Below are 16,106 nucleotides of genomic sequence, written 5' to 3'. Positions count from 1 at the left end.
CGGGTCTGACCAGGCGTTATTCGGCTGGGGGCGGGGGAGGGCGGGCGTGTTGCACCTCGTGTTGCACCTGCCGCGCCGGTCCGCCGCCTGCCGGCCCGCCGGTTCCGGCCCGCTGCGGCCGTGGCCGGGCGGCTGCGTGGTCGTTGTGCGGGTATGGACGGGCTGTCGCACCGCGGCCCTCGCGCTGCGCGGAGAGCAGGCCCCGCCCGCCCGGCCGACGGTGCGCCGCAGCCGCCCGTGATCCCGGGGGGCTCCCCGATCGTGTGCCCCGGCGGAGCGCGGCGCCGGGGCACACGGCGGGCCCCGGCGGGAGCGGATCTCGGTGTTCGGCGCCGCTGGCAGGCACCCGGCCGCTACGGTGGTCACCGGCCGAGCGCATCGGCCCCAAGCCCAGTGCCCTGGCCCATGACCGGGGCACGCCGAGGGCGAAGGTGCCCGGCCACGCACGTGGTGGCCGGCGGTGCTGCATCAACTGCGCTGCTGTACCAGTACGGCGGATTCGTACCCGCCTGTCGGACAACCGTGTGTGCCGCCGAACCGCGCGCACCGGGTCATGGGGCCGGAGCGCGGGAAGCCGAGAACAGCATGACGAGCGGTCACGCCCGCAAGAACCGCGTCCGCCGGGACCAGGACCGCACCGGCGCGTCCTATACCTCCGTGGACGCCGCGACCCTGCACGACCACGACCACAGCACGGACGGGATGCGCGTCTTCAGCGTGCCGTACGTCGGCAAGCCGGCCGAGGCGCAACTGGCGGCGCGGCTCTACGACGCAGCCCTCGACGGCTGCCGCGCCTGCCGCACCTCCCTGCTGGACCGGATTGCGGCGACGGCCGACGCCACGGCTTGCCTGGTCGCCTGGGTCTGCCTGGCCGCGAGCGAGACCTTCGGCGGCCTGCCCGAAGACCTGACCGACAACTCGTGGCTCCCGGCCCCCTGGCGCGAGATCGCCACCGCCTACGAACGCACCCTGTCCCCGGAGACGGTCGCCGACCTGTGCGCGGCGATGACCGCCGAGCAGCGGCACGAGGCGGCCGGCGCGGCCACCGACATTGTCGTCGCGCTCACCCATCACAGCGGCTCCGATGTCCAGGCCCCAGGCGACATCCGGTACTGCCCGGTCTGCGGGGGCGGCGAGGACGGCCACCCGCACGAGGTCTACCTCGCCTCGGAGCCGGGGGTGTGGGGCATCGTCATGGTGACCGACCCCGTGCTGGCCGCAGCCTCGCGGGTCTACCAACAGGCGGTCGGGGATCCGGAGAACCGCGGCGTCGACCTCTATGAGGCGATCCGGTCGGTGATCGTCGCGTCCCTTCCCGAGGGCGAGGCCGGCTACGAGGCCTACCCGGTCCGACTGGAGGACTTCGCGGTCCGCCACCGCGAGCGACTGCAGGACCTGTTCGTCCGGTACGGCCCCGAGACCCCAGTCGGCGGGCCCGGCCGGATCGACCTGCTCGACCACTTCATGAGCGTCCCCCTGTGCGAGCGGCTCGACAGCGCCCGGACCGCCCTCGAACAGGCATGGAACCGCGCACTGCCGCCAGCGGCGCTGCAGGAAATCGCCGCAGCCTGGGACAGCACCCGTGAAGGCCGGTAGCGCCCGCCAAGACGGGCGTGGGAGGTTCGTACCGCAGGCCGACACCACCGGCTTCGTGCGCCAGCACACGTGGGCCGAGATCATCGACCGGCTCTTCCCACCGCAGGACGATCTGGCCTGAGCGGCCCAGGTCGACGCGGCAAGGGCGGCACGACTTCTGCATCGGCTTCTCAGCGCACTTCCCGGTCCGTTGACGGCTCGTCCATCTGGTCTGTCGGTCCGCCCTTCAGCCAGCCCAGTGTCGCCTTCTTCAGATGATCCCGTGGATCCTGGGTTCGGGAGCGGTTTCGTACAGAAGCTGTTCCAGGAGGCCAGTGAAAGCCATAGCGATCTGCCAGCCCGTCTCGTCCTGTGCCTCGATGGTCGCCACGCAGGCTTGCTGCGCCTGAGAGGTTGAGACCGGGTCGTCGAACGGGATCGCTTCCAAAGGGCGATTTGGATCGACGTAGGCAACCGAGAACCCATCTATGTCCTGCAGGTAGACAGGGTGGCGGCGGAGCGATTCGACGAAGCACTCAACCTCTGGATTCGCCACGTTGGCAGTAATGAAGGAGGCGAGGTCGGACCTACTCTCGGTGGTGAGGCTGTACGTCAGGAGATCGGGCAAGGGTAGCGCCCAAGTCGTCTCAGCAGAGAAGAGTCTTGCGGCCGCCCGCTCCGGAGGGGTCATGCGGCGCACAGTCCTGTCGAGAAGCTGACGCGAGAACAGCCCCAGAGGGCCTTGCGTTCTTGCCCAGCGAGCGAGGACCTGGCAGGCGTTCATCAGGCGTCTGCCTCGGCTGTCGGCAGCCGCTTTCGCGGCACGTTCCAGATGGGCACGGGCCTGATCATGGCGAGTGGCCGCATGGATCAGGATGTCAGAAACCGCATGCGCGTCACCGGGCTGCTGACTGATCAGCTCGGCAGCGTGCTGGACGAGAAGGTTCTGGTACCGGGGGTGCTGGCGCGCCAGGTCTTCGTCGAGGAGGCTGAGCGCCAGATGGGCACCTGGCAGAAGCAGCATCGCCACCTCGTCTTCCGCGTCAACAGTCCGGAGAGCGCTGACGAGATCGGCACGCAGGTGAGAGTGCTTCGTGAAGATACCTGCGGCTGCCAGAAGCCAGGCGTTCCGCCACGAGGGATGCCGCACCAGGGTTTCCAGACGAGGGATGATCTCATGATCCGGCCCCGAGATGAGGGCACGGGCTGCAGAGTACTCCTGCAGGCTTCGGACCTCGAAGCCGATGTACCCAAGCTCGGGAGCCACCAGCAGGACGAGGCGGTCGGTGGCGGCGTCGATCAGCTTCGCGCCGAGCGTCGTTGCCAGCTTGAGGTCATCGATCTCCTCAAGGAGACGCTCGTGCAGGCGCTGCTCCAGCTCCTCTTTACGCATGATGGAGTCCCGCTGGCCATTCTGTGCTGCCCGGGTCTGGAGGAGGACGCCGACATGCTGGTGCAGCCAGTCGACGTGTTGGCGGTTCTCGGCGAGTAGCCGGCCTGTCTCGTTCGGCTTCCCGATCTCTCGTTCATAGATCGTGTTGTAGTAGGCGTCGAAGAGTTCGAAGCGGTTCTGAGGCATCCTGGCGTGCTTCTCAACAAGCAGCGACATGATCGTCACTTGCAGGGGAGAACGCATCAGCCGGGCTGTCGCGGTCTCCTGTGATGCCGCGACGATGCGCTTGTCCACCTGTTCACGCATGTCAGGATCGTCATGGTGTCGTGCTTTGGCGAGTCTTCCTGCGTAGTGCAGGGCGTCGTCCATGGACATCTCGGCCAGCATCACGGGCTCGTAGTCACCGTGGTGGAACTCCCCCTTGTAGCCCTGGGGGCGGGTGGTGCCCACGACGAAAATGTCGGCGTCGAGCCCCCGTGCCTGCAGCAGGAACTCGGAGATCCGGGTCATGACGAGGTCCCGCGTGTGGGGCGAGGCGACCTCGTCAAGACCGTCCAGCACGATGATTGATGGCCAGGTGCGCAGCCACCGGGAGAGTGTCGAAGCCTTGACGCCGGGAGCGCGCTTGCTGACCTTCTGGGCGAGGAAGTGCAAGAGGCTGAGCTCTTCTCCTCCCAAGACCGCGTTCGCGTAGTCATGCAGTGCGATCCGCAGCGGCCACCGCCGCGACCGCGGTTTGGGAAAAGAGATCTCGGCTAGATCCCCGCGAAGGGACCGCAGTACTTCGCGCGCCTGGGCGGTCAGCATGTGCTCGCCCTCCTCATCGAGGAGGGCGACACGATACGCCTGGCAGATCAACTGCCCCAGGGTGCTCTTCCCCTGCCCCGGCCCGCCGATGATCAGAATGTGCCGCGGGTCCTCCGCAGTCTGCAGGGTGGGGCGCATGATGCTGTCGCCACGTGCGATCGCGTATGCGCCGGCGTGGACGGTCTCCGGCTCCCGAGGATTGGCAAGGGCCTCCAGGTCGACAGCCACTGGTCCCAGGCCGATTTTTCCGCTGGCCTCTGCTCCTGCTTGCCCTAGGCGCACCCATTGGTCGGCCACCAGTTCCATGCTGGCATGAATCCGAATCATGTCCGCGGTCTCGGCTACGGCATCCGGCAGTACATTGAGTAGTCGGCTGAGGACATCGCCAGGGGTGATGAAGCCGGCGTACGCGTGACGGACATCCGAGTACATGTCGAGGTAGCGGCAGATCTCGTCGAAGTGCCAGACAGCCCAGCCTTTGAGCGGGATCTTGAGGCGCTTGCTCTCGTTCGCGATGTGCGCGTTGACCCGGTCGATGCCTCCGGTTTCAGGTACGGGAGACAAGACCACGTTGGTGGTGAACAGCATGAACTCGGGCAGCTCGCCTCGTTTCGTGGCAGGCTCGACCCACTTTTGCAGTTCCTCCGTGACGGAGCGTTCCATCCAGAGGGCGTCGGGTACCCGCTGGTTCTCTCGCTGGCGGAACTTGGCCTGCACGACCCCGTATCCGTCCCAGGTCTGCCCTTCATGTGGGAAGGTCACGGAGCCGTGAAAGGTGGCCTCCCTACCACCGTCCTTGCCGTCTCCGAACACACTCACACCGGGCCCCAGGACACACTTCGCCAGACTTTGACTCAGATGCTCGAACTCGCGGGTGCCCAACGGGCTGAGGTCGTAGTCCACGCCTCCATCTTCCGCCATTTCGAAGACGATCAGGTGTGCTTGACCGAATTCTCGCCCCAGCGGATCTCTACGGAGGGTGGGGATCCCAGCCCGCGGCCGAGTTCAGAGCATCTACCCGAGGCCGGTCAGTTCATGGGCGCCGACGCGCCGGCCCCTACGGTGTGGTCCCGCTACCACTGCACCCGTCCGGGCGTGCGTTGCAGCGGCCGCGTTGCACCCCACCGAACTCGGCCTACTCCCAGCGCATGCCGAGTTCGGTGAGCCGCTTCGCACGGGCGGCGGCCGCCGTTGGATCGCCCGCCGACGGTTTGACACCCCATCGAGGGATGACGCCGAGTGTGTCGTGCCAGTGGTTCTGAAGGAGCTGATTCTGGATCATGCTCTTGACCTGGTGTTCTGCAAAAACTGGAACAAGGTGTCTCAACGGCCATGAGCTGTGGGTTTCCTCATTTGGGCATGGATCCATGGCTGCTGACCTGGTGGTTTGCAGGAACTGGGACGAGTCTCAGAAGCGATGGTGCGATCTACAGGGTGCGCCCCTTGTCCGGCGGCTGGTGTGGCTGCAGGCCGTGCCGGCGGGGTGCGGCCTGCTCGGGCGGCCTGTTGCGGTCAGGGTGCGGGTCGGTGTCCGTGGTTCGGGGAGCAGGCTGATGAGTTCGGTGGGGACGGGTTGTTGGCCGGGTCCGGGGCGGGGTCCGCGCGCTGCGGGGCGGGCGCCCGTAGCGGACGCACTGCCATCAGAGGCAGCCCGGGCGCCGGCCGGGCCGTGTTCGGTGCCGAGCGCGTCGTGCAGGGCGGTCAGGTGGTCGCGGGCGGTGCGGGCGTGCCGGACCACCTGGGCGAGCTGCTCGCCGTCCATCGTCTCCAGCTTGGACTGCCCTGCGGCAGCCGGCTGAGGGCCGATCTCCTCCAGCAGCTTGCGGGCCTCCTGCCGCAGCCGCGGGGTCTGCTGGTCCAGGCGGCGCCTGCGCAGGGTGGCCTGGCGGCGGGCCTGCCCGTAAGTCACAGTCCGGTGCGGGCGGTGCGGGCGGGTCGGGGTGGACTACCGGGCCGGAGGTCGGTGCCGGGTCGTCCACCCGCTCGCCCGTCCTGGCCGGTCCTTCGCCCGCTCGGGTGCCCGCCCCGCTCGCCCGTCCTGCCCGTCGTGTGGCCGTCCCGGCCTTCGCTCTCCCGGCCGGCCCGGCCCGGCTGGGCCGGACCCCTGGGTGGTTTCGTTACCAGCTGTCGGTTACGGAACTCTTGCGGTCGTCGGGTGTGCCGTGTGACCTGGACGGGTTTTCCATCTTCAATGGCTTGTTGTCAGACCAATTTTCGGGGGTGCGGGTCCTGGTCGGGTGCTGGGCGGTGGGGTTCGGCGGTGCTGGTTTCGGTGACTGTGGGTGTTCATGTCGCTGGGCTGGCGGGGTGGTGGAGCCGGCTCGGGGGAGGGCGGCGGCGGTTCTGGGGTGGCTCCGGGGCCGGTTCGATTTGACGTCCCGTCGGAATGCTGCCTCTGATCGCCCTGTGAATTCCGCCCGGTAATTCCGCCAGCGGTATTCGCCGGGAATCATTGGTGAATGTGCCGGTTATGGCGGGTGGGGAGTTCGGTTGTCACCGGTCGGTGGAGTGCCGCTTCACCGCGCCGCCGCCCGCCCGGGTGCTGCGCCTGGCCGTGGGCGGCGCCGGGCTTTGGACTGTTGCGCCTGGCGGTGGTGGCCGGGATGGTGGGTGGCCGCTGTTCCCGGACTGCTGTGCCTGGTCGTCGTCCTGGCCGTGGTGGCCGGGCTGCTCCCCGCTGTCGGGCTGTTTCCCGGCCCCGGCCTGCCCGAGGGCTGCCGGCCGCCGGCCACCGCCGTCCTGCCCCTGGCGGTCCCGGCCCCGCAGCGGCAGCCACCGCGCTGCTGCTGCGCGGTGCCGGTGTCGGGCGGCTGCTCCTGGTCGCCGTTCCCGGGACGGTCCCGGCCTGCCCGCCTGCCCGCCGCTGCTCGCTGCGGGGCCGTCGGACTGCCGACCGGACCGGAGACCGTGTTCGCCGCCGTCCGGCCGCCGGCCCGCGGGCCTCCTTCCCGGTCGATCTGTGTCCACCTGTGTCTTCTGTGTCCTGACAGGCATGTTTTCCCCTGGTGGGAGTGTTTTGCGCATCACCTGTGTCCACCTGTGTCTCCTGTGTCTGCTCCCGGTGTTCTCTGACAGGCGACCTTGACCGATTGACAGGTGATCTTGACGGGCAGTGGGTTTTTGCCATGTGATCTTGACCGGTGGCGGGGCCGCTCGGTGCCGTGAAACTGCGAACCGCCCTGTCAGGGCGAACATCTACGCTTCGCAGGCACGGAACCGACCGGATGGGATTCGAGATGGCACTGACCTTGGACGAAGCCGTAGGGCAGCTCGGCCACCGGCTTTCACCCAAGCGGCGTTCCGCTGCGGCGCGCCTGCGCCGGCTCGCCGATCCCGCTGCGGGCCCGTCGCTGCTGGAGGCCCTGCAGCGGGAGGTCCGTGACACCCGCACGTGGGAGACCCAGTACCAGTTGGTCATGGCTCTCGGGGCATGCGGTCACCGTCCTGCCCTCGGCCTGATCCGGGAACTCGCCCAGCGTCCTTTCGAGGCGACCATGGTGTACGTCGCGCTCGGAGACGCCGTCGTCCGGCTGAGCACTCCGGACGAAACGGCGCACTCCTTGCGCTGGTGCCTGGAGACCGGCACCCCGCTGCTCGCCGACGGTGCCCTGCGGGCCGTTGCCATACAGCGACTCGTCCTGGACACGGCCACGATCGACTACATCCTCGACTTCCTCGATCCCCTGGACGCCCACGACGGCCTCCGGTTCTGGGCCGCTGCCGCCGCGGCAGGATGGACGGGCCCCCGGGTCACGGAGTTCCTCCAGGGATGTGCAGCCGGCCCCCGCGCCGACGTGTCCGACGCAGCCGCCTCCTCTCTGCAGGGCAAGTACGAGACCTACTCGCCCCTGTAGAGATCCGCCTGGGAGAAAGCCCAGCGGTCAAACTCACCTGTCAGAGTGTCCCGTCTCGAACGATCTGGGCTGGGGCCAGGGCGGTGACCTGCGGCGACCAGATCGTTCGAGACGCAGGACGGCCCGGGGATCTCAGATGATCTGGTCCCGAAGCCGCGAGTGGGCCGTGCGCGCTCCGCTGCTGACCATGACGTCTCAATCGGTCTGGTACAGCGGGACCAGATCATCTGAGATCGGGACCAGGTCGAGCGAGACGGGACACAGAGGACACGGCCTGAGCCGTCTCAGCGAAGTTTGATCTGTCTCATCGGAGTTTGACCGCCTGGGATTCGTCTCACCGGACTTTGACGTCGCAGCTCAGGTACGGTGCGGGCGTGACTGAGCCCCTTCCTTCCGACGTGGCCGAGGTGCTCGACGCTCTTCTCGACGGCGATGATCCGGTCCACCTGGCGCTCCGTGCTCAGGTGCCCCACCTCCGGGTGAGCGGGCGTTGTACGTGCGGGTGCGGCACGGCCTACTTTGAGTTCAACGCGGCTGCGGTCCAGCCGGCACCGTCCGGACCGAGCACCGTGGTGGTCGCCGACGCCCAGATCTGCACCGAGAGCGGCGACTGCCCCGGCGAAGTCCTGGTCTTCGCCCAAGACGGCTATCTCTCTTGGCTGGAGGTCTGCTCCTGGAGCGACGAAGCCGAGGTCACCCTCGCCCTGGCCCAGCGCACGCTGCGCCGCTGAAGGTAGATCTGCCTGCGGTCAAACTTCGTTGAGACGCGTCAAACTTCGATGAGACGGGTCACGGCCCGCCGGGCCGCCGGCCATCCCGCCCGCAGCGGCAGTCACCGCGCTGCCGCTGCGCCGCGTCCGGTGTCGAGCAGCTGCTCCTGGCCGCCGTCCACGGGGCCGCTCCCGCCCGCCTGCCGTCGGCCGCCAGGACGTCGCCGTGTCGGCCGCAGTGCCCCGGACCGTGGCCCGGACCGGGGGTGATCCCCACCCCGGCCCGGGCCCGCGCATTCACCTCTGACGGCGGGCATGCAGGAATCCCGGAAAAGCCCGGAAATTTCCTCGCCCGCACAGTCCGTGGATTCGCTCGCCGGGCTGCTCGCCGATGCCGTTCCGCGTCCGGCCGCAGTTCAATCCGGCGGTCCCAGGATTCGCGGTGCGAAGCAGCGGACGATGACACCTTTCCCGACGCTGGTCATTCTGCCGTCCGGACGTGCTCCGGTGATCTCCGGAGCGCACCGGGATTCTGCCGACCTGGTTTCCCGGGTTTCTTTCCGGAATGATCAGCCGGAACGGCTCCGGTGATCCACCCGGTTCCCTGGCTCGTTTCACGGTCCGGCCCGGCCGTGTTCGGCCTCCGGAAACCGGTCCGGCCCACCACCGCATTCAGCTCAGGAATCATGACCGATTTCACGCTTGCGATCACTGCGGGTTTCCCCTTGCGGAGCGCCTTCCCGGGGCGGCCCCGATTCGCCGCTGTGCCGGTCGCCGGATTCGCCCCGCACCCCGTGCCGGAGGTGCCTGCGGGCCGCACACCCGCCGCTCCGCTGCTCCGCCCTGCCTTGCTGCTCCGCCCTGCCCCGCGCGCCGCCGCGCCGCTCCCCGCCCGCCCGCCGTCCTGCCTCGCGCGCCGCCCCGTCGCTGCTCCGCCCGGAGTCCGGCCAGCGCACCGCCAGCGCTGCCTTCGGCCCGGGGGAGGACGTCCTGCCTGCCGCTGCTCCCCCCGGGGTGTGCCGGGCCCCTGATGGCTCCCGGCCTCGGGGACACCCCGGGGCAGACACCCCCAGGGTGTCCCCGCCATCCCGAGGGGGCCGCAGGCCGCCCGGTCCGGCCTCCACCGCGCCCGGCACCACCCGGCACCGGCTACGCCCGCTGTGCCTGCGCCAGGGGGCCGCAGGCCACCGCCCCGGGCTCGCCCGCCCTGGCCGGTGCCGCAAGGCCCGGCCCTGCCACCCCGGCCCCACCACGGCCGCCAGTCCGGCCCGCCGCGGCCGCCAGTCCGCCCGCGTGAGAACGCGTGGCCGCGGTGGGGGCTGGGTGGTCGTGCCCGGCTGCGCCCCGGTCCGTGTTCGCCGCCCGCCCGCCGAGGGTGTGGTGCTGCCCGTGCGCTGTTCCCTTCGGGCCCGGGAGTGGAGTTCCTGACAGCTCTTGCATCTCTGCCCCGCCTCACCCCTGGGGGAGCGCTGGCCCCTCTCGCGTCGCTGCTGCGCCGCAGGTCGGACTGCCGCCGGTGCGGCTCATCGGAGCGGCGTCGGTGCGGGCCCGGCGGCGGCCCGCCGACCCGGCCGGGGGGTGCCGCCGCGCACTGCCGCAGGCCCGAGCCGCACCCGCCCGATGCTGCCGCCGCGGTGTGGTGGCGGCCGCCACCACCCTCGGGAACGGCCGCCGTGGCCGCCCGCCGTGCTCTCGGGAACGGGCGCCGTGGCCGCCGCTGCGCCCCGTCAGGGGCCGGCCCCGGCCGCGCCGGGAGCCGGGCCGACGCTGGTGCCGGCGGTGCCCGGCGGGTGGCTCGGCGGCCCCCGGCGCCCGCTGCCGTCGCGGCCGATGCCGGGGCCGGCCCCCTGCCCGCCGCCCACCAGCACCCGCCCCCGGCTCCCTCGCCCACCCTCCGGCACCGGCCGCCCGCTGCTCCCGGGCCCTGCGCCGCGTCCCGGCCGCAGATGCCAGCCCCTCCCCCCTGCTGCCGCTCCCGGCCCGCTGCGGAGCCCGCCAGGGCGCCGTCCGGTTCCGCCCCCTCCCCTGGGGGCCGCAGGCCGTCCGATAAACCGCCCAGCGCCCGCCAGGGGGCCGCACAAACACCGCGGCCCCGCCTACGCCCGCTGTGCCCCCGCCAGGGGGCTGTCTGCGCTGGTGAGTTTTGGCCCCACCAGAACGGTTTCGTCTGGCCCCACTTTTGGGCCGTTCGGGTGACGGCTCGGGGCGGTGTTGAGAAGGAACGGATTGAAGTGGCCCCACCCCCGATCGGGTGACGTTTCCCCGGTGTCCGGGGGCGGCGGGGCTCGGGTGGCAGTGGCGGGCCGTGGCGCCCGGTAGCGTGGTCTTCACGGAGCCCGCCCGGGCGCGTCCCCTGACAGGAATGCGAACGGGCGGGCGCCGTGTTTGGCGCCCGCCCGGTGGCGGGATGATGGTCCGACGGTGGGTCAGGCTGCGGCGGCTGCCTTGCGCTTGGCCGTGGTGCTGGCGAGGCGGAAGGACTGGGTGCCGGTCTCGATGATGTGGGCCTCGAAGGTGAGCCGGTCCACGATTGCCTGGCAGAGTCGCTTGTCGGTGAAGGTCTGGTCCCACTCGGTGAAGGGCCGGTTCGAGGCGATCGCGATCGCGTGTCGCTCTTCGCGCTCGGTGAAGATCTGGAACAGCAGCTCGGCGCCGTGCCGGTCGAGCTTGACGTAGCCCAGCTCGTCCAGGCAGAGCAGGTCGACTCGCCCGTACTTCTTGATGGTTCGCCCGAGTTGCTTTTCGCTGGCGGCCTCGGCGAGCTCGTTCACCAGGTTCGCCGCGGTGGTGTAGCGGACGCGGCCGCCGGCCTCGGCGATCGCCGTGCCCAGGCCGATCAGCAGGTGCGACTTGCCGGTGCCGGAGTCGCCGATCAGGCAGAGAGGGTTGCCGGCCTGGACCCACTCCGGCTGGGCGAGGGTGTTGATGACCTCCTGCGGGACGTTCGGGTTCTTCGCGAAGTCGAAGTCCTCGATGCGCTTGTTGCGCGGGAAGCCCGCTTCCTTGACCCGCCGCTGCTTGCGCCGCTCGTCGCGGTCGTCGCACTCGCTCTCCAGCAGGTCCGCGAGGAAGTCCGCGTAGGACGCCTGCTCGCGCAGGGACTGGGCCGCGAACTCCTCCCAGCGCCCGCGGATCGTGGACAGGCCCAGGCTCCGGCAGGCCGCGTCGATCGTCGCCGCCGGGTTGGCGCCGCGCTGTGCGGGCAGCCCGAAGAAACCCCACCGCCCCGTGGTCGAAGGGACGTTGGAGGTGGTGCTCTGCGTCATGCCGAGCCTCTCGGTTGGATGGACAGCAACTGGCCGTAGGCGGCCAGGGAAGGCTCCGGCCGGGTGTCCGGCGGGAGGGCCGATCGGCGCGCGGGCAGGGAGATCACCCGCGCCGCGACGTCGTCCTGGTCTTCGGGAGGCCCGGCGGTCGCGGCGGGCGGCGGGGCGATCACCACCGGCGGCGGGCCGCCGGCCGCGGCGAGCGCCTTGCGGGCCTCGATCGCCACCAGGTCCGGGGAGACCGACCCGGCCTCCAGAACAGCGCTCATGCCAGCGACCACCGCGTCGTCGGGCAGCCGGCGGTGCAGCAGCAGGACGTCAATCAGGGCCCGGGTGCCCTCAGACCGCCCCCTCGCCTCGCGGGCTGCGGCCCAGAACGCATCGTGGACCGGGGTGAACAGGCCGCTCTCGCGGGCCGCAGCCAGCCCGGTGGAGTTCTCCAGCGCGCCGGGCTTGTCCCGCAGGATCTCCAGGTAGTGATCGAGCAGGTCGCGGAAGCCGTAGCGGCCGGCCAGCCGCGGATGGCGGACCACGACCTTGTGCTGCTCGAAGACCAGGACCTCGTCCGCCCGGAGCGAGACCCTGACGGTCCTGCCGATGAACCGGGCCGGGACCGAGTACTTGTTCTGGCGGACCGTGATCCGGGAAGTCTTGTCGACCCGCGGCGTCAGCGTCAGCCCGACGTCGAACTCCTCCTCCGGGACCGGAGCCAGCAGCGGGGCCTCGTAGGCGAAGTCGAAGCCGACCGAGGTGGGCCGGTTGTCGATGTGCCGGGCGTCCTCCTCCGCCTCGATCCGCTCGATCCGCTCGTTCAGGTCCGCCAGCGTGTCGACCTCGGGGACCGGGACCAGATGCGATCGGCGGAAGCGCCCGCCCTCGTGCTCGACGCCGCCCTTCTCGTGGGCGCCCTCCTTGCCAGGACGGCAGTAGAACGCGTCGAAGCCGTAGTGCGAGCGGAACGCCACCCACCTCTGCGACTCCACCCGCGAGCGGCCGAAGCAGACCTGGGAGACCGCCGGCTTCAGGTTGTCGTAGCGGATGTGCCGGACCGGGACCCCACCCAGGATCCGGAAGGCGTCCACGTGGCCCTGCATGAAGGCTTCCTGACCGGCCGTCGAGAAGACCCGGTGGACCGCCTTGCCCGAATACGACAGCCGCAGCGTGAACATCTGGCACTGCAGCGGCTTGCCATCCACCCGCACCCAGACCTCGGCGAAGTCGACCTCGGCCTCCTCGCCGGGCCGGTGGAACTGCGGAACCATGCCCTCGTGCAGCATCCGGGCCCGGTCCGCCTCGTCCTTGATCTGCGGCCGACGGACCCGCAGGTAGTCGTTGAGCGTGCTGTAGGCGACCGCGGTGAACCCGTACTCGTCCCGCAGCCGGGCCAGGATCCGCCGATTGGTGTGCCGCTGCTTCGGCGGCGCCGTCAGGTCCGCCCGCAGCATCTCGTCGATCCAGCCCTTGGCCGGGTCCAGCGCGGAGCGGCGGGTCACCGGATCTTTCCGCTTCGGAGGCAATGCGCTTTCCAAGGCCTGGCGGACCACCCTGCGGTGAACCGAGTAACGGCGGGCCAACTCCCGGACCGAGGCGTTCTCCAGCCTCCGGTCACGGCGAATCCGCTCGAACAACTCGACGCGCTGCAAATCCTCGGCCTCCTGACACGGCCGTAACACCACGAACTCACACAGCGTGACGTTGTTGCCGGAGCCCGGTCAATCCCGCACTACTCCAAACGAGTGCTCACCGCTGGTCGCCCGCTCGACGCTTCTGTCACTCGCCGTCGAACTCCAGGGGGTGCGGAAGCGGCTCCCACTCCGGCAGCCAGTCCGTGGCCGTCTGGCCGGTCAGCGCCAGGTGGAACCAGTCGCTGAAGCCCAGGTCGGTGTCGTGCCAGTCCGCCCAGCCGCGGCGAAACGCCGAGACCGTCCAGGACCCGCCCTCGCGGGGAACGAGGAACAGCTGATCGCCCTCGATCGTGTTCCCCCAGACCAGAGCCCCGCCCGGAGACGGCAGCACGAGGTGCGGAACCGTCCGAGACGCCTCCAGTTTCCGGCCCATGCGGTCGGCGTAGCTGCGAAGCGTCCGGGCCCCGCAGAAGTAGATGTAGTCCGAGATGACCGCGTCGCCGTACGCGCCGGCGATCGCGATGAAGTCCTCGGGCAAGGTGACCGACCAGGACGCGGCGATCTCCTTGATCAGATGCCCTTCGTCCTGCCGAACGGGGGCCCCGAGCAGGGGAACGAAATCGCCCACGGTCCTCATCTGGCCTCCAACCGGCGGGAAGTCCCCGCAGCTCAAGATGGCGCCGCCCACCGCCGCCGACCGACCAGAGAGTAGCCCAGGGGTCAGACCTACCATGCCGGCCGGTGACGACCGCTGCGTTCTGCACACCGCGCCGACCGTCTGGTGGGGCCAACTCAAACCGTTCCTCGGTGGGGTCACTTGCAGCCGTCACCCCGGGGCCAAGAAACACCGTCCTAGACAGGGGGCCGCAGGCCACCGCCCCCTGCCCCGCCCCGCCCCGGCCACGGGGCCGTAGGCCCGGTGCCCGCACCCGCACCCCGCCGGGCCGCCAGGCCCGGCACCCCCGCCACCCGCCGTGGCGGCCGCAGGCCGCCACCCCCACCACGGCCGCCAGGCCCCCCTGCGAGGGCAGGGGGCGGTGTCCGGCTGCGCCCTGCCCCGCCCCGTGCCCGACCCCTCCCCTTCACGGTGTCGTGCCTGGTCCGCGTGCTGCGCCCCGGACCGGGGACCCGAAGTCCGTGGCAGCTCTTGTATCCGGGTACCGCCTCGGCCCCGTTCCGCCGGCCTTCTGCCCCCGGTCCGGCCGCTGCGCCCCGGACCGGGGGCTGTCGGCCGGCGCCGGTCCCCGGGTGCGGATCAGGGTGTGGGTTCCGCGGGGCGGCGGGGCTTGCGCAGGGCAGGGCCGGGGGCGCAGCGTGTGCGGACATGGCTGTTCCGCGGCCGCGGGCAGGGGTGGCTGGCATCGAGGGGGGGTGTTCCCGGGCCGGGCGAATCCCGGCGTGGCGCCCGCGAGGTGCGGTGTCGGCCGTCCGGGGGAGTGCTGCGGTGGTAGATCGGTGCAGCGAGATAGTGCGTAACGTAACGTTACGACCGGAGGCCGCCGCCCTCACCGGCCCGCTGCCGTGCCCCGATCAGGATCCGCCCGGTGCCCCGCCCGGCCGCAGCGCCTCTCCTGCTGTCCCTGCGGCTGTTCCTTCCCGCACGGCCCCGTCAGGGCGCCGCCTTCCCGGGTCTGCTGCCCCGCACGGGGCCCGCCAGGGCACCGACCGCACCCGCCCTCCCGGGGCACCGGCCGTCCCCGCCCACTGCCTCCACGGGGCCACCAGCCCCCGCCGTGCCAGCCGCAGGCCGATACCCCGCCCCCGGCCGCCAGGCCGCCCCCGCCCGGGGCGAGGCTGCGGTGTCAGGCTGCGCCCCGCCCCCGCACCCTCTCCCCGGGGAGCGTGGTGCCTGCTCCGCCCGCTGCGCCCCGCGCCGGGGGGCGGAGTTCGTGACAGCTCTTGCATCCCTGTACGTCCTCGCCCCGCCGACCGCTGTGCCCGTGATCGGAAGCCACCCTGTTCCGCCCGCTGCGCCCCGGGCGGGGGGCCGTCGGGGCCGGTTGCCGGGGGGTGGATCAGGGGGCGGGTTGCGCAGGGTGGGGCGGCGGGAGCGGTCGTTCTTGTGCGGGGCCGGGGCCGGGCGGGCCCCGATGCGGTGCCCCGTGCGCACGGTGCCCTGACAGCCGGCCCCGCGCCCCGGGCGAGCTCCCGGTGCCCGCGATCGGCCCGGCGCCGTGCGGAGCGCCCCGCCGCCCGCCGCCGAACCCCGAGCCCGAGCCGCCACCCGGCCTCTGCCGCCACCCCTCCCCCCGGCCCGCCGCCCCGCATGGGGCCCGCCAGGGCACCGCACCGTCCCCCGGGGAGTCCCAGCAGACTGCCCCCGGGGACAGAACCCGGCAGCGCTCCGTCCCCGCGGTGCCCCGAACCGGGCCAGTGGCCGCTACCCGCAATTCGTCGAATATCGTGAACGAGGCTCCTCCGGATTCCAGGGGAATGGCCCTCTACCCGCAATTCACGCCACATCGTCAACGCCACCGGCCGCCCCGCAGGGGAGGCCCCTCTACCGGCAATTCGTGCGACATCGTGAACGCTGGCCGGACGGGCCGTCAGGCCCGGCCTGATCACACCCAAAACGCACGGCCCGTCACACCCCCGGCCGCAGGCCGGAACAGGCCCCAAGGCGGGCCGCAGGCCCGTGCCGCACTCACACCAGCCACCCCCGAATTGAGGCCCCGCCAGGGGCCGCCACCCACAAGCCGATTCGCCACCGGCGAATCGCCCCCCGCCACCCGCCCACCCCCGCCCGGCGCAGCCGGGCCCCGGGGCGCAGCCCCGGGAACAGCACCACGCACGGTGACGGCGCAGCCGGCACCCCCCAGCCCTGGCGGGCCGTCAGGCCCGCTGCAGCGCCGCCAGGCGCTGCATAAGCCGCAGGC

9 protein-coding genes are annotated in these 16,106 nt (G+C 71.3%); 3 read left to right on the top strand and 6 right to left on the bottom strand.

Translation table 11 applies throughout. The features are described from left to right. The first annotated feature begins 585 nt into the window (after positions 1–585). The gene (locus ACFVVX_RS36170) at positions 586–1,596 is read left to right on the top strand and encodes a hypothetical protein (RefSeq protein WP_387952178.1); all 1,011 of its coding nucleotides are present in this window, start codon (positions 586–588) and stop codon (positions 1,594–1,596) included. A gap of 250 nt (positions 1,597–1,846) precedes the next feature. Here the strand turns inward: ACFVVX_RS36170 and ACFVVX_RS36165 are convergent, their stop codons facing one another. The 3 genes from ACFVVX_RS36165 to ACFVVX_RS36155 all read right to left on the bottom strand — a co-directional run bounded on the left by ACFVVX_RS36165 (position 1,847) and on the right by ACFVVX_RS36155 (position 5,684). Then, the gene (locus tag ACFVVX_RS36165) at positions 1,847–4,678 is read right to left on the bottom strand and encodes an NACHT domain-containing protein (RefSeq protein WP_387952176.1); all 2,832 of its coding nucleotides are present in this window, start codon (positions 4,676–4,678) and stop codon (positions 1,847–1,849) included. Between the two features lie 232 nt (positions 4,679–4,910). Continuing rightward, complete coding sequence (locus ACFVVX_RS36160; RefSeq protein ID WP_387952175.1) at positions 4,911–5,057, bottom strand: hypothetical protein; 147 nt, start codon at positions 5,055–5,057, stop codon at positions 4,911–4,913. 126 nt (positions 5,058–5,183) lie between these two features. Further along, positions 5,184–5,684 carry a hypothetical protein gene (locus ACFVVX_RS36155; protein WP_387952173.1) on the bottom strand — a complete coding sequence of 167 codons (501 nt, stop codon included), beginning with the start codon at positions 5,682–5,684 and terminating at the stop codon, positions 5,184–5,186. A gap of 1,315 nt (positions 5,685–6,999) precedes the next feature. Here ACFVVX_RS36155 and ACFVVX_RS36150 point away from each other — a divergent pair. Beyond that, positions 7,000–7,629 (top strand): HEAT repeat domain-containing protein, encoded by a 630-nt coding sequence (locus tag ACFVVX_RS36150; RefSeq protein ID WP_387952171.1) that lies wholly within the window; start codon positions 7,000–7,002, stop codon positions 7,627–7,629. Positions 7,630–8,003: 374 nt separating this feature from the next. Next, the gene (locus ACFVVX_RS36145) at positions 8,004–8,360 is read left to right on the top strand and encodes a hypothetical protein (RefSeq protein WP_387952169.1); all 357 of its coding nucleotides are present in this window, start codon (positions 8,004–8,006) and stop codon (positions 8,358–8,360) included. A gap of 2,405 nt (positions 8,361–10,765) precedes the next feature. Here the strand turns inward: ACFVVX_RS36145 and istB are convergent. The 3 genes from istB to ACFVVX_RS36130 form a co-directional block, all read right to left on the bottom strand. Then, positions 10,766–11,605 (bottom strand): IS21-like element helper ATPase IstB, encoded by an 840-nt coding sequence (gene istB, locus ACFVVX_RS36140; protein ID WP_387952168.1) that lies wholly within the window; start codon positions 11,603–11,605, stop codon positions 10,766–10,768. Further along, complete coding sequence (gene istA, locus ACFVVX_RS36135) at positions 11,602–13,248, bottom strand: IS21 family transposase (RefSeq protein WP_387952166.1); 1,647 nt, start codon at positions 13,246–13,248, stop codon at positions 11,602–11,604. Before istA ends, istB begins: the two co-directional genes overlap by 4 nt. A 127-nt stretch (positions 13,249–13,375) precedes the next feature. Beyond that, positions 13,376–13,867, bottom strand: coding sequence for a hypothetical protein (locus ACFVVX_RS36130; protein WP_387952165.1), 492 nt, complete (start codon positions 13,865–13,867; stop codon positions 13,376–13,378). Positions 13,868–16,106: the final 2,239 nt, after the last annotated feature.

Origin of the sequence: Kitasatospora sp. NPDC058170 (assembly GCF_042883905.1) — a bacterium.
GTDB lineage: Bacteria > Actinomycetota > Actinomycetes > Streptomycetales > Streptomycetaceae > Kitasatospora.
The sequence above is the reverse complement of the archived record's forward strand: the minus strand, read 5'-3'. Positions and strand labels throughout refer to the sequence as shown.

Coding starts and splice junctions, on each gene's coding strand:
- ACFVVX_RS36170 (WP_387952178.1), top strand. CDS start 586: ATGACGAGCGGTCACGCCCGCAAGAACCGCGTCCGCCGGGACCAGGAC.
- ACFVVX_RS36160 (WP_387952175.1), bottom strand. CDS start 5,057: ATGATCCAGAATCAGCTCCTTCAGAACCACTGGCACGACACACTCGGC.
- ACFVVX_RS36150 (WP_387952171.1), top strand. CDS start 7,000: ATGGGATTCGAGATGGCACTGACCTTGGACGAAGCCGTAGGGCAGCTC.
- istB (WP_387952168.1), bottom strand. CDS start 11,605: ATGACGCAGAGCACCACCTCCAACGTCCCTTCGACCACGGGGCGGTGG.
- ACFVVX_RS36130 (WP_387952165.1), bottom strand. CDS start 13,867: ATGAGGACCGTGGGCGATTTCGTTCCCCTGCTCGGGGCCCCCGTTCGG.